Consider the following 22,489-nt stretch of genomic DNA (forward strand, 5'->3'; position numbering starts at 1 on the left):
TCTATTTCTCCCCACTCTGTGGTTGTTGGACTTCCGGTACGGTAAATCGCATCCCCGCGTCTACCCGGAATCTGTTCGCAAACACATTCCCACCGAAAACACCATCGGCAGTTGTCAGCACATCTAACCTCACAGCCCCATCAGAACACGCCACCAGAACGCCATCCGGTTCTCCCACATGGATAACGGTTCCCGGCTGGGTCCCATAGATCGGAACTGTCATCGCCGTCGCCTGAATCAACCCCACAGGAACCTGACGCAGATACAAAATCGCCCCGCCGGTCACACCATTGGCAGCACGGGTAAGATCGACGATCTCTTCGGGTGTCATCCTCATCCAGTCAATGGCCAGATCTTTCGCTGAAGGATGAGGGGCTAGCGGTTCTGAAAGATTGGAAACCGTCATACTGGGATCTGTTAGCTCCTCGTTTAAACGAATCTCCGCAGAACTGAGCGTTTCGACAAACCGGCTCATCGCCTCAGGGACCGTATTGGCCACCACATTGATCAGGCTTGTATAGGTATCCAAGGGATGAATGAGGAACGGGACTCTGGTGACAACGGATCCTTGATCCACTTTTGTCGTCACCCGATGAACACAGAGTTGAGATTCACGTTCAGCGTTTTTTAACTGCCAAAACAGAGGACATGCGCCTCTATAGGCCGGCAACGGTGACGGGTGGAGATTAAATATTCCCAGCTCCAGCTGTTCAATCAGGCTGGCAGGAAAAATATGTCCGAAGGCAAAGGCTATTCCCACATTCACTTCCCAGCGAATCAGGGTATCCTTCAGGTTCTCCGGTTCCTTTGCCGGATAGCAGGCACAGGGAATCTGGTGTTTTTGAAGCTCCGCTGCGAAGTGTTGCTCATCTGCACTATAGGTTCCCGCCAGCACCACACCTCCCAGCATATTTTTTTGCAGAAGGAATGAGACCAAAGGGGCCGCAATCTGACTGGAAGTGAATACAACGAATTTCAGGAATCTTGACTCATTCATATCCACCTTCCTGGCTATCGACTTTCTGGCTATCGACTTCCCGGGATTTGTCAACATGGCTCTCAATGGTCGCCATAAATCCGGGGAGTCCGTTAATGCAATAATAGAACCTCAACCTATCACCGCTTTTGACCAGTAAATCTCCCGGACGATGACTGTGCGGCTGGAAGTTGATGCAAACCTGTTCGTCCGGAAGCGGGTGAGTGATCCCGGAATCGTATTCTCCCACTCTCTCCAGCTCATATGTTTGCACTTCAGAACAGATCAACAACAGCTGCTTGTCATGATCCCGACTTAGTTCAGGCACCTGCACACAGCCACACTTCACCAGCGACGTGAATTCATCCAGGAGTTCCATTTCCATCTTTCTTAGGCTTGCGGGAGTGACTTCAAGTATTTCACCCAGGTCCGTCCGCTCATCCTTTATTTGCTGATTCATTTCTCCTTCAGAGCATCCGGCAACATCTTTCCATTGATCCACATATTCCCGCTGTCCGACATTTAATACCGCTCTGACAGTAACTTTATGGGGAATAAACTCACCATCAGGCTCCATAATGCGGGCAAAGTGTCTTGCAATAACCAGGTGCCCTTCCCTGCTGAAACCATGCTGCATGGCTTCCAACACCACCAGGTGCACGGGCATATCCGGTTGATAGTCGACGGCATCCTGACATACTACGGCGTGGATATAATCCTCAAGATTTTGCTCTGCGAGCAATGCCCGTAACGCCAGAATAGCGCCCGGCTGCATATCGATCAGTGTCACCCTCAGTTCGTCCGGGGTGTATAAATGTTCGTTGTGATAGTAGGCCAGCAGCGGGAGCAGGAGAGGAGCAAAAGGACCACAGGCGGGATATACAATGTGGATGGGACCGGTGACTCTCGACGCCAGATTGGTCAACGCCGCATGGATCCCTCGAATATATGCGCGAACTCTCAATGAATCCAATTGCGTGGTAATGCACTGATCAGGGGACATCACCAATCCGTGACGGGAGATATATTGCTTCTTGCGATGCTCATTGGATATCGGCAGTTTGTAATAGAGACTCGCCTGCCGCTCAAACAAATCCGCCAGCCGCTCATCCAACTGCTGCCGATCAATATCATTTTCCATGATTTCCTGCACTACCAGGACTGCAGCCTGTAGCAGGTCAGGTAGAGCAGACTCCGACTTAGTCGTTACATCGTCAACTTTACAGGGTGCGGCCGTTTCATAACCGGCGATCTGTCGCCGTATATGATCACTGATCAGGCCGCTCATGGTAGCACTCGCCGACATGGACCTCGCATTGCCTGCCAGTCCGACGGAACTCGGCTGAGTTTTAACTCCTACATCACCTTTATAACCATCCATGCCAAATCCTTGCTAACTTGTGGAAGTTTTCCGGACTACCTGAGAGACAATTCTTCCCGGTATACAGCTGAATGAATGCAACAGTGTCACGACGATCACAGCCAGACTAACTGACTGCCTAACACCGCTTACAGAGTGACTTGTCTTGGGACTCTATTTCCATCTGACTTAATCTGTCTGGAAATAGGTGAAGGGCGTGAAGCCTTAAATGACATAAAGCCTTTCGGACATCTCTCGATAGCAACCAACCCATATTCCGTCTCCATGTTGGTTTATCACTGACTGCTGTAAAGCTTGAGCAACAGACAGCCAACTTGAATAAAATATAGACAACATTTTTTGAAACCGTGAAATCCAATAATGATTTTTTTTGTTAAGTTACATTGCCGGATATCCTGCTATGGATACTTTCTGTGTGTTGAAATCAACAAAGCTTAACTTTAGTTTCTGATAGTGCGGAACCAGCCTGTCAGCTACTTTATCAATCTCATTTGAATCGAAATTCTGAACAATATTATGAGCATATGGACAAAACGCATCGTCCGGTGCTTTGGAATTTTTTTGCAGCATCAGGGAGACATCAAGCATCTGCATTGCGGGAATTTTTGCTCCAAAAAATTCGGCAATTCGCTCCAATGCTTCTAAGTCTATCTGGCGATAATCGATGACCCGGATATATTCCGGCGAGCCTCTGCTGCGATGTTCGAACATAAGACACATGAGTTGCTGAAGGACAGCCGCCTGATATTCAAGCAATGAGTCTGTTGCCGGTTGGCCTAAACAATGTGCCACTTTGGTTCCGGGAACCATATGAATACCTGTCAGGCGCTTGTGTGATGCAAGGATCTCTAATGGCTCCCGAATGACGAACACTATCGGAGTCGTTGGAAATGCTTCCCGTATCAAAGAGAAATATACAATATCCCAGGCATTCAGTTTGATCACCGGAGAAGGGTTGAATAGCGAAAGTAGCATCCGTAACGCCCGGACTTTATCCTGAAAACCCAACGACGAATCCAACAAAAGATCTGTGAGAAAGGACGCCTCCGACAACACACTGAAACGCCCGGTTGCCGAGAGTCCATTGGCCAGCAATGTGGATCCACAGCGTGACAAGTGGAAGATAAATCCGGCAGGAGCAGCCTCTTCAAACTCGTTGAAATGCTTCAATAAATAGTCGAGTTTCAGTTTGGGTTTGATCAGGGTTGCAAGCAGCGAACGGCAGGTCAATTGCGAGACCCGATCATCATAAAATGGTGCGAAAGGGAGTTCGGCAATTTTTATCCGCCAGTTAATTTCACCGTTTTGTGAATACCCGGCAGGATACCAGTGATGTCGGAACTGATTTATGTCCGGTTCTATTGATCGACTGTTCCCTTTCAGGATCTCTTCATATAACTGATCAGGCTCCAGACCCGGACGTTTCAGTTGATCGACCAGCGCAGACATTAACACCTGAAAGTCAGAATATCCTGCGCATCGCTTCAGAATTTCTGGTGAATCAATCAGGACATTAAAATCATCAATCAACATAAGCGGCTAATTCCTTTTTGCCCCCCTCACTCCAGACTCGCCATTAAATCCAAGGCCTGGAAATTCATCGGCAGCATATTGAAATACTGAACAATTCTCGGACTGCTTGCACGATTGGGACTACCTCCATGCGGCAAAAAACTATTCCATACAATCAGGGAGCCCGCTGGGGCGGCGATTCGACAAACATCCAAATTTGAGAGATCCATCTGATTGGGGTCTGCCCCCTCAGGCAACTGTTCTAACCATTGCTTCAATTGCAGATGGAATCCAGGCACACATTGAAAAGCGCCCTGATCCTCCGCAACATCGGAGAGATATATCAACCCTTGAGTACTGAAAGATAAAGGCCTGGTGAAATCAACATCCCAATGAAGGCGAGTGCCGGAGAACGGGTAACCATCTGTTTCCGGAGGATTAAACCCGACTCTGTCGATCGTCGGCCTCAACTCGGGATCTCCCCAAATATCCTCATATATCCGACGGGCTTTATCAGATTTCCGGTTTGCATCGAGTACTGTATCGCGAAACATCTGGACCATAATGTTTTGCTGACTGGAATGCATTTGGTACCAGCTTTCAGGTTGATCTGGGTTCATGCCGAGATGTTGATAAATCCTTTCCACAGACTGACGACACTGCTCCCTATCCAGAACACCTTCTACGACCAGGTAACCGTTTTGGTCCCAGAATGACTTCTGTTCCTTGCTAAGAATGCCGCCGGGCTTTTGGCATCGCGAATTCGATATTTCCCCGCTGCCGGTAAGACAACGGTTAATCTCGGAGATAAGCTCATTACTGATCGAACCACCATTTTTCTCCAACACCCACTTTTCGAAACTTTCAAAGTCTATAAACTTCCGATAAAGAAGGCCCACACACTCTTCCATCCCAAGCCCAAGCAGATCCATCAGCATGACATCCTTTTCCCACTCACTTCCGCGCAGGCGTCGATCAAGTCGCCCCTCCCTGTCCAATACGGTTTTTTGCCAAAGCCGCTTAAGGTGCTTAATTCCCAGTTTCCCGGTATCTTCTGAAGAAACCGGATTTTGAAAAGTCTTAGGTGGCTCAGGCCAATAGATCTTATACCCTGGAGGTGAACCGTCTGCCGACTGCCCCAGCATATACTCCAGACTGATACGATCTCCGGGTTTAAAGTGCCTGGCGTCAAGGCACAATGGATTGGTCAGGCAGGATTGCCGGTCTTTGAGCCATAAATCCTGATACACCTGTATTTCCGTTCGCAGTTTTAGACTGTTGTGCTCAACAGGAACCGATTCTGGAATGACCAGGGTACCGTCCAGAAGTCGATGATTCCCTGCTGCTATAGAAATGGAAGCTTCCTGGTTAAGACAGGCAAATATTCCCAACTCGGTGACCGACGGCTCTTTTCCCTCTCCCATCCGATACTCGTTAAACTGCCCGGCATTGAATAAGCACCCGTCGAGAATCACCTGCTGTGGAATCAAGGTACTGCTTTGGTCCCTCAAGTACTGAACCAGGTGACTGAAGATCATTACCTGAGGCTCATTCTTCAGCATCCAATTCATGGTCTCTGAAAGAATGATATCGAACTTTTGCCCATCCGGAGGGTTCCAGCGGGTAGCATCCGCCAGCTCGATTGAGCGAATGCAGTGGCTAATTTCCAGGGTATCGACAACTTGCCTTACTGCCTGAATATTCTCCGGATGAATATCCAGGAGAGTGGCTTGTATGCGGGGTTCATTAAGACAGGCAAGGACCGGCAGCAACAGTAATCCATAGGGTCCGGTACCCGCGTATAGGATGTCTACGCCACCTTTCAACCTTAACTGCTCTGCCAGCGCCAGCGCCACCGCACGGATAAAGGTGTGGGTGCGCATCAGATCCTTCAGGCACTTGGCCGCTTGAATCGGTGACAGCGCCACTCCCGAATCCAGACTCATCCCCAAAGTATTACCGAGATCATCATCTGCAGAGATGCCGGTTATCTCTGCCAAAGCCTCCACCAATGCATCTACGTGTGGTTTGGCCACCGCGGCATCGGGTGAGTTCTCCATCAAGGGCCTGCTGTGCTGCTTTATGATCCGGCCTGCCGTAGTGGACAGAGTGACCTTACTCTTAGCCCTTTCAGATATCTCGGCACTTTCAGAAATCCCGGCATTTTCAGACAATGTATCGGATGTGAATCGATGAGTACTATTCATCAGAATTCTTCCCTGTTTGCTGGCCTGTATTTTCCGTAACAGCCAATCATCGGCGACACAATCAATCACCAGATTAATTCTGTGACGGGTTCCTCTGTTATGAACATGGTGTGTCTGGTCGACATTGAGATACCACATCTCTCCTTCCTGCATCGGCACACGCTGGTCGCTGATCCAGAACTCCAGATGATCGTTACATTCAACAGGTATATGAAGGCGGGCTTCACCAAAGGATACTGATAGCCCGCGGTCCCTGTGAGGTTTGATTTCTGCGCCGGCGTGAAGTCGCATAAAGCGGGCGGATTTGACTGGGCACTGCAGGCTATCCAGCACACGAACAACAGTAGGAAGTTGACTGAGAACAGGAAGGTTCACCCAGTTATTCCCGCATTGAATGGCAAATCCCTGCAGGATTGGATGGGCGTTTTTATGTTCCTCCAGACTACGCAATGGCAAAACATCCCATGTCCCCGAATAGCCACGCTGATTAACGTGTGGAATCCAATCGGTCTCCTTTAGGGTATTCACTTCCTTTTTTAGATCTTCCAGCGGCACCTGAATATCCAAACGGGCGAACAACATCCTGTCACCTCAGAAGCGGTTTTCGATTACAGCTCTTACTTTATTTTTAGTACATTCCCGTGGAATTGCTTCACTTTTTGCTTATCCCTATCTAACATTTTTATATGGGAGACCAGGAATTTGGCATCAATTTGACGCCCGGTAAGGAGGTTGCTTTCGTATAATCAAAGTCCGAAACATGCTTTATGAAAGTCATCATCTTTCTCATATGTTTCGCCACGACAATGATCTCTTCGGTGGCACAAAGCGACGCCATAAAGGACGAGTGGGAACAACCCGGCGAGTTTCAAATATTTAGTTCCTTTGACACGGAAATGTCCAGAGCAGCCCTTACCCGCCTGACATATGTGATGGAAACATTGGACCTCACTCCCTCTCTGAATATTGCTCCCTATCGACGCAGTCTGGCCCTGGCAAACACTATTGGGGATGCGGAACTCATGAGGGTTGCCGATATTCACGATATTGAGCCCGAATTTACAGACCATCTGATTCGGGTGAGTACTCCGATCATAACGGCACGCTTCTATGCCGTTTTTCACAAAGACGTCCCCCATACAAGCGATATCAAAGCCCTGCGGGATCTTCGCATCGGACTCCAGAAAAGTGTATTGATTCTGGAACAAAAGTTCCCTGATGCCCGTATTCACTCTGAAATGCCCGCGCTCTTCCAATTGGTGAGGAGCCAGCATCTGGATGCTGCCATCGTCAGCGCTTACTCACTAGACGTAATCACCCACCAGCCAAACTTCGATGAATCCTTTGTTGTTATCAACATTTTTGATATGCCGCTTTATCTATACATCAATGAACGACACAAAGACCTAGTGCCATTAATCTCCAACGGCCTGCTTCTGGTTCCCGACTAGGTCCCGTCCCCTGGCTATGCCTTAACCCCAATAGGCGTTCCAGGCTACTTTTTTCAATCGAGTCTCCTACTTTTTCAATCTAGCCTCATACCTTTTCCAATCTAGCCTCTTACCAAAATGCCACTTCCTACTCTGTCCGGCAGATGTTTGCGATCACCTATCCGGCTTCCGCCTTGCGAGAGGGTTCAGGATCATGCAGGAATTCAATAAAGGTCCGCGCCAGCTCTTCACTTTCCCCGAGCATCGCGTGACTTCCTCCGGGCACTTCATAAAGGCGGGCATTCGGGATTCGTCGGTGTAAATCGCGAGAATGATGATGGGATAAAATCAAATCGTTGGTCCCTGTTGCCACCAGAGTCGGGCATTGCAATTGCCTGAGACGTTTCAACGTATTAAAACGCATAATGGCCAGATATTGCTTGATATGGGTGACTTTGGAGTTAGGAAGGGAATAGATACGGTTAACGAAGGTTTCCAGCTCAGAATTCATCTCTTCCCCTGCCTCACGGGAAAACATCAGATCAAGCTGCAATTCCCGCCACGACCGGTCCCGCTTAAGGAGATTCTTCAACCAGAATTGTTGTTGATTGCGGGTAAAATAGCGGAAGGATACAGGACTGGCAGACGTGGAAAGCAGTATCAGGTGTTTTACCCTTTCTGCATGGTGCAAGGCAATTTCCTGGGCCACCATGCCTCCCATGGACACTCCCAGTACATGAGCCTGCTCCAAACCAAGATCATCAAGTACCGCAACCGCATCATGGGCCAGGTCTGCCATCGAATAGATTCCAGTCGTATCACTGGAATCCCCGGCTCCACGATTGTCTACCAGAATCATCTGTACATGTGATTCAAGACTGGCCAGCAGCGATTCAGGCCACCAGGCGCGATTGGCCAGCCAGCCCATCAGCATCAAGAGAGGTGTCCCCTCTCCCCGGGTCTCATAGTAGATTCGAACTTTACCGTTAACCGCATATGGCATTTGGGCTCCCCCTCTCCAAATCGGCTATCTTGGAAAAAGTATAGTTCACAGCCCTCTCGGTTGCTCATTTAACAGCAGAATTTACCGCATCAGCCAGAAAATTTTCTATGTATTGATAAAGCCAACATGTGCCACTAACAGCATCCGTTATTTACCATAAAAATGCTTCCCCGCTTGTCGGCCAGAGCAGCTGGAAAATTGTGTACTAGACTAAAATTGCCGGAATTTCTGTTAGAGGTGCACCATCAAACTCATTACCGACTTACCCATCAAAGATCAGCAGGCTTTCAATCATCAGGTGCGCAAAGCACAGCTGAGGACATCCAGGCTATATACGCTGATCGCATTGCTGGCATCACTCCTGTTTCTGGTTTCAGATCACCAGTTTCTGGGGGCACAGTTTCAGCAGGTACTGTGGATACGAGTGGCAGTGACCAGTGTTGCAATGCTGATGCTTTACAGTTTGAAATATGCCTCACTCAAACAGGCATTCATGGCGCTGGCAGCTGGGCTGATTCTGTATAACCTTGCGATTGTTTACGTCGGCGTACTTGCGGCCAATGAAGGTTTGTATGCTTATCAGCAGGGAACCATCCTGATCATTATCTATTGCTGTACTCTGTTCCAGGCCCCTCTGCGGTATACCGCCGTTATTTCATTTACCTGCTGGACCACTTATCTGATTGGCATCGTTGTCTTTACCCATACGGACCGACTGGTTCTGCTGAACAACCTTCTCGTATCCGGCATGGCTGTGCTTATGGGGTTGCTGGCGGTACAGCATAGAGAACGCTATTTGGTGGCCTACTTTGTGAAATCCATGGAGTTGAATGAACAGAAGCAGCAGGCCTCGAAACAGGCATTAACTGATGCCCTGACCCAGCTCCCCAACCGTTACGCCCTGCTGCGACACTTGGAAAGCTTTCAGGGAGAGGTTCCTGAGGATATGCTGATCATGATGCTGGACGTGGATAACTTTAAACAATTGAATGACAGACACGGGCATCACTCTGGAGATCTGGCTCTGCAGCTTGTTGCCGACCGTTTACAGGAGCTTGCGGTTGAAGAGCAGGCATTTCTGGCACGTTACGGGGGTGAAGAATTCATCATTTTCCTACCGGGGGTTTCCTCCGCCAAGGCTGGAAAAACCGCCCGCCGCTCACTGGAGTCCGTGGCCAATATTCGTCACTCGGACATTCCGCCACTCACCATTTCAATTGGAGCCTACATTACCCGGTCAGATGACACTTCCATCGGCGAATGTATCGAAAAAGCCGATCAGGCCCTCCTGAAAGCCAAGGAAACCGGTAAAAACCGTACTGTATTCTATGCAGACAATCTCACAAGACCGCAATAGCCCCGGCCACTTTCTAACGAAACAGACTTAACTGTCTGATTTTCTGGGGGATATAAAAACTCGCTGACAGGCCGGATTATCGGGACGCAATTATTGCTCAATTTTCATACCGACATGGTTGAAACTGTTCACGAACGTGTCAAACTTGGCAGTTAAAATTGTAATTTGGCACGAGCCAGCCGAATTTTGCCAAGAGACTATTTTTTGCTATTCAAGTGGGCTCGTTGTCTGCATAATATGCGACCTTTTCGCAATAGGGGTAAGCACCTGCCGCTCGTTTGAAGCGCAACTTACGATTGAATTTGCGGTGAACCAGTCGATTATATCGGCTTTATTTTTATCGTCTGTTATGAGGGTCTGAGATGTCTGATAAGCTCAAACTCCACGGGTTCAACAACCTGACCAAATCACTAAGTTTCAACATATACGATATATGCTATGCCAAGTCTGAAAAGGCAAAGCAGGAATATATCGCCTATATAGACGAACAATATAATGCCGAGCGTCTGACCCAGATCCTGACCGATGTGGTCGAGATCATTGGAGCCCACATACTGAATGTTTCCCGCCAGGATTACGATCCTCATGGCGCCAGCGTTACCATGCTGATTGCGGAACACGAAGTACCTCCGCCAGCCGGATCTGATGAAGAATCACCAGGCCCACTGCCGGATACCATTGTGGCCCACCTGGACAAGAGCCACGTTACGGTACACACCTATCCTGAAAGTCACCCGGATAATGGGATCAGTACTTTCCGTGCCGACATTGACGTATCCACTTGTGGCTTGATTTCGCCTCTAAAAGCATTGAACTACCTGATTCACAGCTTTGATTCGGATATTGTCACGGTCGACTACCGTGTACGCGGCTTTACCCGCCATGAAGACGGGACCAAGCTTTATATTGACCATGACATCAATTCCATCCAGAACTTCCTGAGTGAAGACACCCAGGAGGCTTACCAGATGATTGACGTCAACGTGTATCAGGAAAACCTGTTCCACACCAAAATGATCCTGAAGGAATTCAACCTGGATAACTATCTCTTCGCCGAGAAAGCAAGCAACCTTCCAGCAGAAGAGTGTCAGGACATTCAGGAACGTTTACAAAAAGAAATGTTGGAAATCTTCTATTCACGTAATATGCCCTGATCAATCCCCCAAGGTGATTTAGGCAGGACATGCAACGGATCAATATTTCCTTGAGTCGAACGGGGCTGCTGATGGCAGCCCTTCTTATTTGTCTCTATTTCATAGCTGAATGGTTCAATCTGGGACTGGCCTACTCCCGCCCGGCAATTAGCCGCGGTGTGTTTTGGCCGGCCATCACCGGACATTTTGTCCACCTCAGCATCCCCCATCTGCTGATTAATGCCGTTGCCACGTATCTGATTATCGACGCCTTTGAAAGCGGCCTGTATCGCTGGCGTCTACCGATCGTCATGGTATTGCTCTGTATTATTATTTCTGCCGGGTTGTACTATTTCTATCCCGGACTGAAATACTACTACGGCCTGTCAGGAGTGCTGCACGGCCTGACACTGGTCGGCGCCGCGTGGTGCTCACGTTACCCGGACTGGGTACGCTGGGTGATTATCGGCGGGGTAATAGCCAAAGTGGGCTGGGAGCAGTCACCCTATTATGATGAAAGTCATATTGCCCGCATGATTGGCGGCCCGGTTGCCGAACAGGCTCACTTACTGGGAGCTGTGGGAGGCATCCTCATTGTCGTGGGAGCCAGAATTACCCGAGCATTTCGCTAAGGCCTGTCAGCATGAATAAAAGCCCGGAATGCGAAAGCATCCCGGGCTTTTTTGATCGCAATGATAAGCGGTGATCAGGAATGGTTTTTGTGAAACCTGTTGATCAGAGAGTCCGGCCTTTCCTTGCTGTCAGCTTTAGACAGAACGTATACCACGGTTTCACCGTTAGGGCCTGAACCGATATCCGTATAACGGTATGTCGCCTCTCCGGTCTGACGAAAATCATTCATCATTTCCAACGAAGAGAAGACATAGATACGACCGTCGGAATAGGTCTCGCCGTAGAATGGTTCCTGCATCATTTTTCCTGCCAGCATATCAACACTGGGAATGCCTTCACGCTTTTTCTTGTCTTCACTGGTCAGTGCGTACACCAGGGTTTCACCTTTGGGGCCCGCTCCGATCTGAGTATACATATAAGGTGTGTGGCCTGATTCCAGAAATTCAGTGTAGAGTCCACGATCATAAAATACATATATGCGGCCTTTTGTGTGAGCCTCATACAGAGAAGACATGGATTGTTCTGCTGTAGTATTTCCCATGGTTCCCTGCATTGTGGAGCAGCCCACTGTGGCCAGTCCCAATCCAGCCACCAGGATAATGTTCGCTAAACGCACGGTATTTCTCCTGCATTGCCTGTTATTGTCGAATTCACAACCTAAACGCCGGTTATGACAGCTCCGTGACACTGTTATGACAATTACAGTTCCGTGACAGCCGTTGCTGAGGCCCTGATCAGGACCCGCGACCCACTTCAATCAACTCCATCACCTTGGGACGAACAATCAGATCCATAGCTAGAGACAGCTTGTTGCCGGGTATCACAATCGTGTCATACCTGGACATAAAGGCATCGGGGATAAGGTTAATCAACGAGGGAAAATCAACCTCCTGATAGTGACGAAAGCGTATCACCACCATGCTTTCGTCCTCTGAAGGAATATCCTGCATGATAAAGGGGTCAGAGGTATCGACCGTAGGGACACGCTGGAAGTTGATATCCGACCTGGCAAACTGGGGAACAATATAGCGAACGTAGTCTTCCATTCGGTTGAGAATAGTGGAAACCACCGCTTCCTTACTGTACCCACGCACATGGGTATCGCGGTATATTTTCTGTATCCATTCAAGATTCACTATCGGAGTCACTCCAATCAGGAAATCCACATGACGCGCCACATTGTATTGCCCAACCTTCAAGCCACCATGCAGCCCCTCATAGAACAGGCAGTCCGTGTTGGCAGGCAAGTCTTCCCAGGGTGTAAAGTTCCCGGGCTGGAACCCCTGCTGCAGGAGCTGTGTATCTTCATCATGAACATAGAAGCGATAACGCCCACTCCCAGTGGCGGCATAATCAGCAAACAGAGCTTCCAATTTATCAATGTAATTGGCCGCTGGAGAAAAGTGGTTCCACTGCCCATATTTTCCTTCACTGGCAAGTGCCGCCATTTGATCGCGGGTATAGCGGTGATAGCTGTCGCCCTCCACCACAGCCGCGTTGATTTTCTCTTCCTTGAAAATCTTTTGCATGGCAAGACCGGAAGTGGTCGTGCCGGCACCGGACGATCCGGTTAACGCGATGATGGGGTGATGAGTTGACATAATGCTAATCCTTTTCGAAGCAGGCACTATAGGTGGTTTTGAACAATATTTCTAACATTCCACTGGACCCACTCCCTGCAAATCCCAAAATCCCGGCTTTCTGTCCATATCCAGGCATACCCAGCCATGCCCAGTCATATCCAGGCATCAGGCCACCCACATTAAGATTCAGGGAGATAGGCAGAGATACCAAGGTTCGGTAAACTGTATAACACCAATGCAAAGGAGAGATTATGCCCGAAGTTCATGACCTTGGACTGATGATTGATTCGCGAATCCCGTTGATCGCCATTCAGAGCCATGAAGAAACCCGCACCCTGGACACCCTGACCAGACTCGCGATAAAACGCGGGCTGCCTCTATTTCAGTGGACGATGACGGATGGACTTCGGCGACTGGGCTTTGGCCTTGAACTGATGCCCGAAGACAAGCTGCAGGATCCCACCAAAGTTCTTGAGCACATCAAGCGGGCCAGTACTGCCAGCATTTTCGTCCTATGCGACTTTCACCCGTTTCTGGATGATGATCCAAAGCATATCCGGTTACTCAAGGATATCGCCATTGCTCATCGCAGCAACGGCCATACGCTGGTTCTGTTAAGTCATGAAGTCAGAATCCCGGCCGAGCTGAAAAATTACAGCGCAAACTTCAGAATGCGACTTCCCGATTCGGACCAGTTGATGAATATCATCCGGGATGAGGCGCAACGGTGGTCTGAACAGAATCAGCACCAGAAAGTAAAAACCGACAACAAAACCCTCCAGCAGATTGTGCGCAACCTCTCCGGTGTCAGCTTCGAAGAAGCCCGCCGTCTTGCCAGGGGCGCAATCTTTGATGACGGCGCTATCACTCAGTCAGATATTCCTGAAATCAACAAAGCCAAGTTTGAGCTGATGGATATGGAAGGAGTACTGAGCTTCGAGTACGACACGGCCCGATTTAATGATGTCGGAGGCCTGGAAGGCTTGAAGCAGTGGTTAAAGCAACGCCGTCACGCATTTATTGATGGCAAGGGTGATGCAACCTCTGGCAGCCCACAGCTGGATCCTCCCAAAGGCATTCTGCTGCTGGGCATCCAAGGGGGCGGAAAGAGTCTCGCTGCCAAAGCCGTTGCAGGTATGTGGAACATTCCTCTCCTGAGGCTGGACATGGGAGCGCTCTACAACAAGTTCTTCGGCGAAACCGAGCGCAATATGCGGGAATCCCTGCAACTGGCCGAGCTGATGTCTCCCTGTGTACTTTGGATTGATGAGATTGAAAAAGGTATTGGCCAGGGTACCAATGACCAGGGGGTGTCCAAGCGGGTTTTAGGAACGCTGCTGACCTGGATGTCGGAGAATACCCATCCGGTATTTCTGGTGGCCACCGCCAACAATATCCGTGACCTGCCACCGGAACTGATCCGCAAAGGGCGTATGGACGAAATTTTCTTCGTCGACTTACCTGAAGCGCCGGTCAGAAACTTGATCTTCAGCATTCATCTGCAGAAACGCGGCCAGAACCCACAGGACTTTGACTGCTACAGACTGGCGGAAAGCACCGATGGTTTCTCCGGCGCGGAAATTGAACAGGCCGTCGTCTCGGCGCTCTACTCCGCAGCAGCCCAAGGGGAAGCTCTCTCAACCCAGTTAATTCTGGATGAGGTGTACAAGACCCAGCCATTGTCGGTGGTCAGATCAGAAGATATCGAAGCCCTGCGTGCCTGGGCGGAAGATCGGTGTGTGAAAGCATAAAACGAAGCGTTGTCCCGTGCAAAAGACTACCTATCCTTTACACGGGACAATTAGCACATTCAACAACTAACCCGACTCTGGCCTGCCACCAACCCTTTGCTATAAAATAGATAATTTGTCACTTTAAAATCTAGAGGAAACTGCAGTGTCCTGGTCAAAAGGAATTTTCGCTCTACTCCTAAACTCTATTTTTCTATGCATACAAGGTTGTTCTGGTTCCGATAATACTTCAAACAATTCTTCAGAAGAGTCTTCATTGCAGATTAAGTCCCTCTCGGAAATGGATTTAACTGGAACTTGGCTACACGAAGTTAAAGTAGACGTTTACGAAAAATCCACCAATAAGTATTTGTCTACTCACTACACGCTGCAGAGATATGTCTTCGAGGAAACAAACTATGGAATAGCAAATGATTGGTGCTGGGGATATGGACATAGACCTCCAGCATACGCCCAGAAGTCAAAAGATTATCTCTACTTATCCGCTGATGATTCGTCTGGCTTTCGTCTTCAATCGGATAATAGCTTACAAAGGACTTCTGAAGAGCCGCACCACCTCGATGAGGCATACATAGATAGAAGCACCTATACACTTCGCAAAATATCTGAGAACGTACAAATAGATAGTGGAACTTTCATACTCAATGGTCCGGTCTCTATTACTGAGTATAGCCATGTCTGCGCTTGGGAAGTGAGTCGAAGCTGGGATATTCACAGATCGATAGAACTTATTGTCCCTTATGGGGATGAAGTGATCAGCATGCGGTTTGAAATTTACGACGACCTATCAGTCGGTAGCTATGGATATGCCACCTTAAATGTTCCCACTACGCTGCCGATCTCTCTTCATATAGGCTCTAACGCCACAGAGTTCGTCAACACTGTGGGCTCTAATGGCTTTTGGCTAACAAACGTCGAAATTAATCTCATTGAATACAACGACGAAAAAATGTCCGGCACATTCTCGTTTACAGGACAGGATGATGGCGAGTATTCAGGCGAGTTCGAAGTCTATTTCGATTTAAAAATTTAATTCTGTCACCGCTTCAATTCACCACTTCCCGCCAATAAATAATGCGGTCGTGTCCACGATACTGACCGAAGGTGGCACGGGAAGTGGGATTGTCGAGATCTCCGTCGGCATCCCAATCATGCTGTAACCACACATCAACCGATGGCGCCAGCTCCACACTGCCATCATTACCCAGACCAGGTGCGGTCAGGTACATTTGCTTACGGCTGCCGTAGTTAAACTTGCCTCCGACAAAGGCTTCTGACGCTCCTGAACTACCGTCAATTTCCAGCTTGGTTTCACCGTCATCCAGATTGTCTGTGTAATCCTGCATGGTGATCCAGGAGTTTTCCGTACTATAGCTCGTGCAACCATCCGCATCGTTCACCACAAAATTACTTCCGTCCCAATACTCCACTTGTATGGGGACCGTCAGGGGATCGGTTTCTGGACCGAAGGCGTTTTCCATATGCAGGCGACCATAACGGATTTGAGTGCCGTCAACTTTCGAGATGGTATATGGCAGGCAGGTTCCTGCGGGAGGATTGGATTGATAACAGGCGCCGTCGTCATCGGTCAGCGTATTGCTATCAAAGATAAGATCGATATCAGCAGCAAAAGGTTTATCCATAGCATCCGGTGTTGAATAGCTACTCTTTTGGAAGGTAAGTATATCGTCCCAAATCTGAACGGCTCGCTTTCCATCCAGCGTAGCTCCTGCTGGATAGATATAACTTCGCCCAACCCGATTATCGTTGAATACAGAGGGGTGAGTATCCATAAGTTTGTTCTCGTACCTCATATCGGGATCACCCAGCTTATAGAAGCTGCTATCGTAATTTAGAGTCACACTTCCGTTACGGTTGTAGGCTGTTATGGTCAACTCAGGCTCAGCGCCAGTGTCGTAACCGAATTCTTGATCCTGGTAGATAAAATCACACATGGAATCATGCTTGAACGTCGGGTCGTTAGCGGTGACATCCAGATAGGCTGGGTAAAAACGACCAACCGTGATTGTTGGGGACTCAGTAACGTTTTGACCGAAATAGTTATCCACGGCAGATGCGGTTAACGAAATAACCCCCACTTCATCAAACGATTGGTCTGTGATGGTCTTTGATCCATTGTCACTCAGCGAGATAGTCGCTTGTGACATCGATATGTTTCCATCCCACCCACCAGACGGTGCTAACAGGCCATGGGAAAGATTAACGGCTCCCTGATAACTTTGTGCCACACTCTCATCAGAGCAGACACCTGACACCGTCATGCTAAACGGATCACCCGCTTTTACAAATTTGCTACAGGTTTCGTCTTCACTGGCACAATCAGAGTTTGAGGTATCGATGGTAATTTTCAGGTGCTCAGGCGTTACAATAATGCCTGCCGCACTGCCATCCAATACAGGCAGACCGGAGTCCGAATCCCCATAAGGAGACACATCATGTTCAAAATCCAACTTTAAAATTTCACCACTGTCACCGTATGTCAGCGACGTCGTAGCAACGCCATTGTTGAAGGTCAACGACAAATTATCTGTCAGAGGCTTATTCTGGTCATTGAAACTTGTCCCTCCAATAACCATGGGGGTGGAAACAGTATCCGCATCTGGCTGCCCTGATGTGTGGATATTAACTGAATACCACGCCTTTAAACTCTTTGAGCCATCAAACCCAGTCAACGTCGTACAGGAAGCCCCGCCGCCCGAATCCTGCCCTATAGCCGTTAAAGTCAGCGTTACGGAATTAGCACAATTGAATGCATTAGGTAAGGACACCTGAAGGCCTGCACTTCTGAAGTCTGTACCGGATGAAGCGGTACCATCAAGCCCAGTCACTCGATCAGTGGCCGTCACCTCCACATCCGCATTCTCGTTTTTATGGTACAGATAGACACTCTGTCGCCCATTTTCCGTTCCATCAAACGTGATACTGCTGATTTCAGTACCGCCACTGGAAACCGAATAGAACTCACTGAGACTGTTTTCATTGGAACTCAGATCGACAATACCTGCATAGGCATCATGAGTTGTCACGCCATCATCGCACATAGCCCGGATCTCGATTTCCGCTCGGGTAGTCGGACAGGCCAGTCCATAGGACGGCTGGGTGATAGCGAAGCCGCCCAGCGTACAGCTCGGACAATCATGAGTGTCTGCATAGATATCATTAATTTCCGAACTATCAAGCGCACTACTGTATATTCTGACCTCATCAATCCGGCCATTAAAATAGCGTCCGGCGAATACCTGGTCCTGACCGATCTGAAGTGGATCGCTATTGGTTCTCAGGCCGCCGGTATAAGTGCGCGTTGCACGCTGCACCCCGTTAACGTATATCGCCTGGGCACCGGATGTATAGGAAATGGCGATGTGATACCAGTTACCCGGCGTGATATTGGCTCCCACACTGTCAAACTCTCTGGTCGTTCCAGTGTCATCATTCCACCACCAATTGATCTCACCGGCAGGGGTAATATGAAACTCGTAGTTCTCATCTTTCGACAGGATACTCATCAACCCACTCCCCGGCAGTGCGTTGGGGTAAACCCAGGCAGTAATGGTCAGCTCATCACTGAGATCCAATAAATCATTATCTGCCACTTCAATATACTGGGTACTACCATTGAAATCCGCGTAGGAACAGGTCCCAGGGTCACCGGCAATCGCCGGATTCGTATTTACAGAGGACGCACCGCCGACGGTACGTCCGTTGAGATCATTACCCGAACTGTCCAATACCTCGCCGGAAGTTCCGTCCCAAGGACCGGACTCCATTCGCCACAAGCCTACCAACGGATTGATACAGGCAGTTCCGGACCCGGACACATCCACGGCAACGTTATCGATATTCATGAACTCGCCACTGCCGCCATATCCCTGAGTGACGGCAAAGCGAATTCGTGTGGAAGAGGAAATATAAGGAGTCAGATTAATACTCGCAGAGCCACTGGTATCATCGGAGTAACTGGCTAAGGTGGTATAGCTGACACCACCGTTGGTGGACACCTGCACAGCAAACCGGTCATTACTCTCAAGGAAACCTTGGGTATAGTAATCAAATGTCAGCGTGACATTATCATACGGCGAGAGATCAAGAGCGCGATAAATGGCAGGACCATCTCCCTGATCATCATCAAACACCAGCCGGTTTCCGCTGATCAGAATGTCTCCGCTACTATAACCGCCATAGTCATTTTCCTCCTGCCAGCTCCCGGCCCAACTCAGGTCTCCCGTGTTATTGCTGTAACTGCTGGAATTGAAGTTATCGGCAAACGTTCCACTAACAGCCCCGGTCGTCAGACTGAAACTTTGGCTCTGATCCGGGTATGTCGTGCTGAGAGTGTAGGTGGTTCCTGCAGACAGTGTTGAGGTGGTCAGCTCTACGGTCGTGCTGTCGACGAGCGTTGCAGCTGTGATGGTGACCCCGTTATCAATGCTGTAATTGGCGGTATTGGTTGCTCTCGATGGTTGTACTGCCGAATCAAATTGCACCGTCACGGTATTGAAGTCAGTACAACTGGCACTAACACTGGCAATGGCCGGAAACTCCCGAACCCAGAACAAATCCTTGGCATCCGAAACCCGGTCAGAACTGTGAGAAAACTCTGTGTAGTCACTGTCGTCCACCTCGATTCCTATCGTGGCACTGGTGCCAGTGGCATCATCATCGCCGTAGCGAAATAGCACTTCCCCGGTTTCATACAGCACAATCTGAACACTGTAGGCTGTCGAGGCTCCGTTATATCGGGGCACGGAGTCCCAGGTCGCCACAAAGCGACGATCTGAACCGCTTCCCAGGGTGTCATAAGTGACGCTACCCCCTAGAGACGGTTCAAGATCATCCCAATACCCCAGAATCACCCGATCTGCCGGTTCTTCATACCCTGGGCAATTGCCCCCACTACAGGCGCTGGTAATCGGCAGACTTTCATTGGTGTAGTCTTTGTAAAAGCCCTGATCATCACCAAAGTGCAAAGCGCCGTTGGAAAGAATTCTGACCTGGGTGTACGCGATCTCCCCCAGATAGAAGGTGAATCCAATATTCACCAGCTCGAAATCATCATCCTGGGGATACGCCGTCAGACTGGAATCATTGGTCCAGGCTACCGCCGTACTGGTCGCATCAAAGGGCGTTCCAGTGATCTCTTCCACCGTATAGGCAGCTTTAGCCAGGTTTGCGAACAGCGCAAACATGAATACCAGATAGCACACCGGCTTCAGTAGCAGCTTCATTTTCGCCATTACCGAGCCCTCACTTCCACGACCCGAACGGCAGCTTCACCGCCAGAACCACAAGTTCCGGTGCTGCGTAGAGTGAAATAAAACTCACCGCCTACTTCGTCTTTGAAGCATTCCACCGTGGCTGAGCAACCAATCAAGCCGGTATTGTCATTGGCAAAATTTATCGCCCCCAGTGCTGGGCAATCGGTAGGGGCCGCCGCATCGCTCGGGTCACTTTCATTGATCGGAAACAGCGTCACCAATGCGGCTTCTGCAACACTCTGAGCGGCATAAAATGCTCGAGCTGACTGTACGTTGATGGAAACACTTTCCGCCGTGGACCGCTCCAGCGCCGTAATCGCCACCACCAGCAACCCCAATACCACAATCAGGAACAAGGTCGCCGGCAACCCCAGACCTTTCTGGTATCCACGGCCTCTAGGGTTCCCAGAGCCTCTCTGGTACCCAAGGCTACCAACAGCCAGTCGACCTTTAGGTGACGGCAGGAAGTCTGAATGATGGACATCAAGGCACATTACGGATGTGTACCTCCTGTTCAGTCTGCCAGGTTTCGTCATTCTTACTCAGAGTATAACGAAAGTTCACCACTGCGTTCCGGACCAGCGAGGCCGGGGTATAATCAAAAGCATTGGTGCTGGTCGATATATTGTCCAAGAGAACCGCTCGTTGCCCTCCAGTTGGGGGCAGCGTAATGCTGCTGTTGAAGCCATAATTCCGATACAGGAACATCAGTCCCCCAACCACACAATAGGCTCTGGGGGAGTCAACAATAAATACCCTGCGAGCCGGGGAATCAGCATCAAACTGATGGTTGGCACTCAAGCTGATCGTAATAGCATCGGTACCTACCGGCAGTGTCGCGGTGGCCGATGTAATGGCTCCGGTACTGGACGGTGAATACAGCGCGGAGGCGCTAACCGGATAGACCACGGCCCTACCGCTCACCGCACTGCTGACCCGCGCACCAACGGCCTCTATACTGTTTCCTGCTGCATCCAGCGGGATAGAGGTATAGTAGGTGCCGGCCAAAATTGGAATGTATTCAATACAGCTATTAGAGGCATTCAGGCGAATGGAGTTTGGCAGTGCCGTCCGCAATTCCCGGGATATTTTTTCAGAGGAGATATAACCGGCCGAAGCCAGTTTTTGGCGGTCAGCAGTATCGACATAACCACCGACAGTGGCGGTAATAAACCGGGTCACAGCAACTCCCAGAATACCCACAATCACGATCACCATCACCAGTTCCGTGAGCGTGAATCCGCGTTGCCGAAGGGTCATCAATAGTTCCCCTTATACGCGGTAAACACCATGACCTGACCATTAGGTGCCGTAATCGCGACCTGGACCCGTTTTGCCCATTTGTCAGCAGACAACCCCATATCAGTACCGGCACAAACAACCGATACGGTCACCCGGTAATCGGTGTAGTTGGCAAAGTTTGCAGTCGTCTGGGAGGTGGGAGCTTCATCGAGACCATCATAGTCGTCGACGTCATCAAAGCTGCCACGATCCCCTTCCTCAGTGTTGATCGTACAGTTGGTCACCGGCGGGTAGCCGCCTATCGGCGTGTCTTCATCAAACCGTTTTCCGACAATCTCATCCATATATGCCTGTGACAGCTCAATCATTCTATCCTGCAATAATATATTGCTACTACGGCTGACGGATGTGCTGATGGCTGAAACAATGGCCGTCAGGGCAATTCCCAGGACAACGATAGAGATCACCAGCTCTATCAGGGTGATGCCATTCTGACGGCATCGCTTACGAATCGCACAGGCCTTCATAAGCATATCCCAGAGAGGAAATACAGATAGGAATGGTCTGGCTGCCCACAACACAGATCAGCGTGTTGACCGGATTACCTCCCGGAGAAAAGGCATCGCCGTTACGATTAAACTGCATCGTGAAGTCAGAAGTGCTGCCACCGGTGCAGCTTGTGGTTCCTGATTCCTTCCAACTTACCGTTACGTCCTGAACGTCAGTGGTGCGGGAAGAGGAAAACGAGTCCTGTGTGACCCCGAGAGTCATCTCATCACTGCTGCGGGAGACAGAAAAGCTGACATTGGACGCCAATGCTCGCCCTAGCGCCACTTGCTGTGCAACCCGGGCCTGAGCGAGTATCAGGTCTGCGGTAGTGCGGGCGGTATAACCGCCCTTGGTGGAAAAAAGCCCTATTGCGGATACAGCTAAGACAGATATAAGGATAAGAACCAGAATCAGTTCAACCAGAGTGAATCCCGCCTGTCTACGCCACATACCACA

18 protein-coding genes are annotated in these 22,489 nt (G+C 49.5%); 6 read left to right on the plus strand and 12 right to left on the minus strand.

Annotated features, from left to right (window positions below; genetic code table 11):
* Position 1: 1 nt before the first annotated feature.
* The 4 genes from BTA51_RS23595 to BTA51_RS23610 form a co-directional block, all read right to left on the minus strand.
* Complete coding sequence (locus BTA51_RS23595) at positions 2 to 997, minus strand: methionyl-tRNA formyltransferase (RefSeq protein ID WP_168188276.1); 996 nt, start codon at positions 995 to 997, stop codon at positions 2 to 4.
* Positions 990 to 2,357 (minus strand): hypothetical protein, encoded by a 1,368-nt coding sequence (locus BTA51_RS23600; RefSeq protein WP_094711553.1) that lies wholly within the window; start codon positions 2,355 to 2,357, stop codon positions 990 to 992. The genes BTA51_RS23595 and BTA51_RS23600 overlap by 8 nt, the downstream gene beginning before the upstream one ends.
* 378 nt (positions 2,358 to 2,735) lie before the next feature.
* Positions 2,736 to 3,890 carry a hypothetical protein gene (locus BTA51_RS23605; protein ID WP_094711554.1) on the minus strand — a complete coding sequence of 385 codons (1,155 nt, stop codon included), beginning with the start codon at positions 3,888 to 3,890 and terminating at the stop codon, positions 2,736 to 2,738.
* Between the two features lie 26 nt (positions 3,891 to 3,916).
* Entirely contained in the window at positions 3,917 to 6,658 is a 2,742-nt protein-coding gene (locus tag BTA51_RS23610) for an aspartyl/asparaginyl beta-hydroxylase domain-containing protein (RefSeq protein ID WP_094711555.1), read from the minus strand.
* A 185-nt stretch (positions 6,659 to 6,843) separates the two neighbouring features.
* Here BTA51_RS23610 and BTA51_RS23615 point away from each other — a divergent pair, with 185 nt between their 5' ends.
* Positions 6,844 to 7,527 (plus strand): hypothetical protein, encoded by a 684-nt coding sequence (locus BTA51_RS23615; RefSeq protein WP_094711556.1) that lies wholly within the window; start codon positions 6,844 to 6,846, stop codon positions 7,525 to 7,527.
* Positions 7,528 to 7,684: 157 nt separating this feature from the next.
* Here the strand turns inward: BTA51_RS23615 and BTA51_RS23620 are convergent, their stop codons facing one another.
* Positions 7,685 to 8,509, minus strand: a complete 825-nt coding sequence (locus BTA51_RS23620; protein WP_094711557.1) for an alpha/beta fold hydrolase — start codon at positions 8,507 to 8,509, stop codon at positions 7,685 to 7,687.
* 298 nt (positions 8,510 to 8,807) lie between these two features.
* On the opposite strand from BTA51_RS23620, the gene BTA51_RS23625 reads away from it, so the two are divergent.
* The 3 genes from BTA51_RS23625 (at position 8,808) to rrtA (ending at position 11,631) form a co-directional block, all read left to right on the plus strand.
* Positions 8,808 to 9,866: a diguanylate cyclase gene (locus BTA51_RS23625; protein ID WP_094711558.1), complete on the plus strand. Its 1,059-nt coding sequence runs from the start codon at positions 8,808 to 8,810 to the stop codon at positions 9,864 to 9,866.
* Positions 9,867 to 10,228: 362 nt separating this feature from the next.
* Positions 10,229 to 11,020 carry an adenosylmethionine decarboxylase gene (speD, locus tag BTA51_RS23630; protein ID WP_094711559.1) on the plus strand — a complete coding sequence of 264 codons (792 nt, stop codon included), beginning with the start codon at positions 10,229 to 10,231 and terminating at the stop codon, positions 11,018 to 11,020.
* Between the two features lie 71 nt (positions 11,021 to 11,091).
* Positions 11,092 to 11,631: a rhombosortase gene (rrtA, locus tag BTA51_RS23635; RefSeq protein ID WP_246841148.1), complete on the plus strand. Its 540-nt coding sequence runs from the start codon at positions 11,092 to 11,094 to the stop codon at positions 11,629 to 11,631.
* Between the two features lie 74 nt (positions 11,632 to 11,705).
* Here the strand turns inward: rrtA and BTA51_RS23640 are convergent, their stop codons facing one another.
* Together BTA51_RS23640 and BTA51_RS23645 are read right to left on the minus strand one after the other, a co-directional pair.
* The gene (locus BTA51_RS23640; RefSeq protein WP_094711561.1) at positions 11,706 to 12,248 is read right to left on the minus strand and encodes a hypothetical protein; all 543 of its coding nucleotides are present in this window, start codon (positions 12,246 to 12,248) and stop codon (positions 11,706 to 11,708) included.
* Between the two features lie 118 nt (positions 12,249 to 12,366).
* Positions 12,367 to 13,233, minus strand: a complete 867-nt coding sequence (locus tag BTA51_RS23645) for a phosphoribulokinase (protein WP_094711562.1) — start codon at positions 13,231 to 13,233, stop codon at positions 12,367 to 12,369.
* Positions 13,234 to 13,466: 233 nt separating this feature from the next.
* Between BTA51_RS23645 and BTA51_RS23650 the strand changes: the two genes are divergently transcribed.
* Positions 13,467 to 14,966 carry an AAA family ATPase gene (locus BTA51_RS23650; protein ID WP_094711563.1) on the plus strand — a complete coding sequence of 500 codons (1,500 nt, stop codon included), beginning with the start codon at positions 13,467 to 13,469 and terminating at the stop codon, positions 14,964 to 14,966.
* Between the two features lie 145 nt (positions 14,967 to 15,111).
* Complete coding sequence (locus tag BTA51_RS23655; RefSeq protein ID WP_141215666.1) at positions 15,112 to 15,999, plus strand: hypothetical protein; 888 nt, start codon at positions 15,112 to 15,114, stop codon at positions 15,997 to 15,999.
* 13 nt (positions 16,000 to 16,012) lie between these two features.
* On the opposite strand, the gene BTA51_RS23660 is transcribed toward BTA51_RS23655, so the two are convergent.
* The 5 genes from BTA51_RS23660 to BTA51_RS23680 are packed head-to-tail and all read right to left on the minus strand — an operon-like array spanning position 16,013 to position 22,483.
* On the minus strand, positions 16,013 to 20,221 hold the full coding sequence (locus tag BTA51_RS23660; protein ID WP_094711565.1) for a DUF6701 domain-containing protein: 4,209 nt from the start codon (positions 20,219 to 20,221) through the stop codon (positions 16,013 to 16,015).
* Entirely contained in the window at positions 20,221 to 20,736 is a 516-nt protein-coding gene (locus tag BTA51_RS23665; RefSeq protein ID WP_246841149.1) for a hypothetical protein, read from the minus strand. The genes BTA51_RS23660 and BTA51_RS23665 overlap by 1 nt, the downstream gene beginning before the upstream one ends.
* A complete protein-coding gene (locus BTA51_RS23670; RefSeq protein WP_094711566.1) occupies positions 20,726 to 21,502 on the minus strand; it encodes a type II secretion system protein in 777 nt (258 codons plus the stop codon). Before BTA51_RS23670 ends, BTA51_RS23665 begins: the two co-directional genes overlap by 11 nt.
* Positions 21,502 to 22,011 (minus strand): prepilin-type N-terminal cleavage/methylation domain-containing protein, encoded by a 510-nt coding sequence (locus BTA51_RS23675; RefSeq protein ID WP_094711567.1) that lies wholly within the window; start codon positions 22,009 to 22,011, stop codon positions 21,502 to 21,504. The genes BTA51_RS23670 and BTA51_RS23675 overlap by 1 nt, the downstream gene beginning before the upstream one ends.
* Positions 21,989 to 22,483: a prepilin-type N-terminal cleavage/methylation domain-containing protein gene (locus BTA51_RS23680; protein ID WP_094711568.1), complete on the minus strand. Its 495-nt coding sequence runs from the start codon at positions 22,481 to 22,483 to the stop codon at positions 21,989 to 21,991. The genes BTA51_RS23675 and BTA51_RS23680 overlap by 23 nt, the downstream gene beginning before the upstream one ends.
* Between the last annotated feature and the right edge of the window lie 6 nt (positions 22,484 to 22,489).

It is taken from the genome of Hahella sp. CCB-MM4 (assembly GCF_002260525.1).
In the GTDB taxonomy this organism is placed as follows: Bacteria; Pseudomonadota; Gammaproteobacteria; order Pseudomonadales; family Oleiphilaceae; genus Hahella.

What these genes read in the sequence shown, in the direction of transcription:
- BTA51_RS23595 (WP_168188276.1), bottom strand. Translation starts at nt 997, where the DNA reads ATGAATGAGTCAAGATTCCTGAAATTCGTTGTATTCACTTCCAGTCAG.
- BTA51_RS23600 (WP_094711553.1), bottom strand. Translation starts at nt 2,357, where the DNA reads ATGGATGGTTATAAAGGTGATGTAGGAGTTAAAACTCAGCCGAGTTCC.
- BTA51_RS23605 (WP_094711554.1), bottom strand. Translation starts at nt 3,890, where the DNA reads ATGTTGATTGATGATTTTAATGTCCTGATTGATTCACCAGAAATTCTG.
- BTA51_RS23610 (WP_094711555.1), bottom strand. Translation starts at nt 6,658, where the DNA reads ATGTTGTTCGCCCGTTTGGATATTCAGGTGCCGCTGGAAGATCTAAAA.
- BTA51_RS23615 (WP_094711556.1), top strand. Translation starts at nt 6,844, where the DNA reads ATGAAAGTCATCATCTTTCTCATATGTTTCGCCACGACAATGATCTCT.
- BTA51_RS23620 (WP_094711557.1), bottom strand. Translation starts at nt 8,509, where the DNA reads ATGCCATATGCGGTTAACGGTAAAGTTCGAATCTACTATGAGACCCGG.
- speD (WP_094711559.1), top strand. Translation starts at nt 10,229, where the DNA reads ATGTCTGATAAGCTCAAACTCCACGGGTTCAACAACCTGACCAAATCA.
- rrtA (WP_246841148.1), top strand. Translation starts at nt 11,092, where the DNA reads ATGGCAGCCCTTCTTATTTGTCTCTATTTCATAGCTGAATGGTTCAAT.
- BTA51_RS23645 (WP_094711562.1), bottom strand. Translation starts at nt 13,233, where the DNA reads ATGTCAACTCATCACCCCATCATCGCGTTAACCGGATCGTCCGGTGCC.
- BTA51_RS23650 (WP_094711563.1), top strand. Translation starts at nt 13,467, where the DNA reads ATGCCCGAAGTTCATGACCTTGGACTGATGATTGATTCGCGAATCCCG.
- BTA51_RS23660 (WP_094711565.1), bottom strand. Translation starts at nt 20,221, where the DNA reads ATGGCGAAAATGAAGCTGCTACTGAAGCCGGTGTGCTATCTGGTATTC.
- BTA51_RS23665 (WP_246841149.1), bottom strand. Translation starts at nt 20,736, where the DNA reads ATGTGCCTTGATGTCCATCATTCAGACTTCCTGCCGTCACCTAAAGGT.
- BTA51_RS23670 (WP_094711566.1), bottom strand. Translation starts at nt 21,502, where the DNA reads ATGACCCTTCGGCAACGCGGATTCACGCTCACGGAACTGGTGATGGTG.
- BTA51_RS23675 (WP_094711567.1), bottom strand. Translation starts at nt 22,011, where the DNA reads ATGAAGGCCTGTGCGATTCGTAAGCGATGCCGTCAGAATGGCATCACC.
- BTA51_RS23680 (WP_094711568.1), bottom strand. Translation starts at nt 22,483, where the DNA reads ATGTGGCGTAGACAGGCGGGATTCACTCTGGTTGAACTGATTCTGGTT.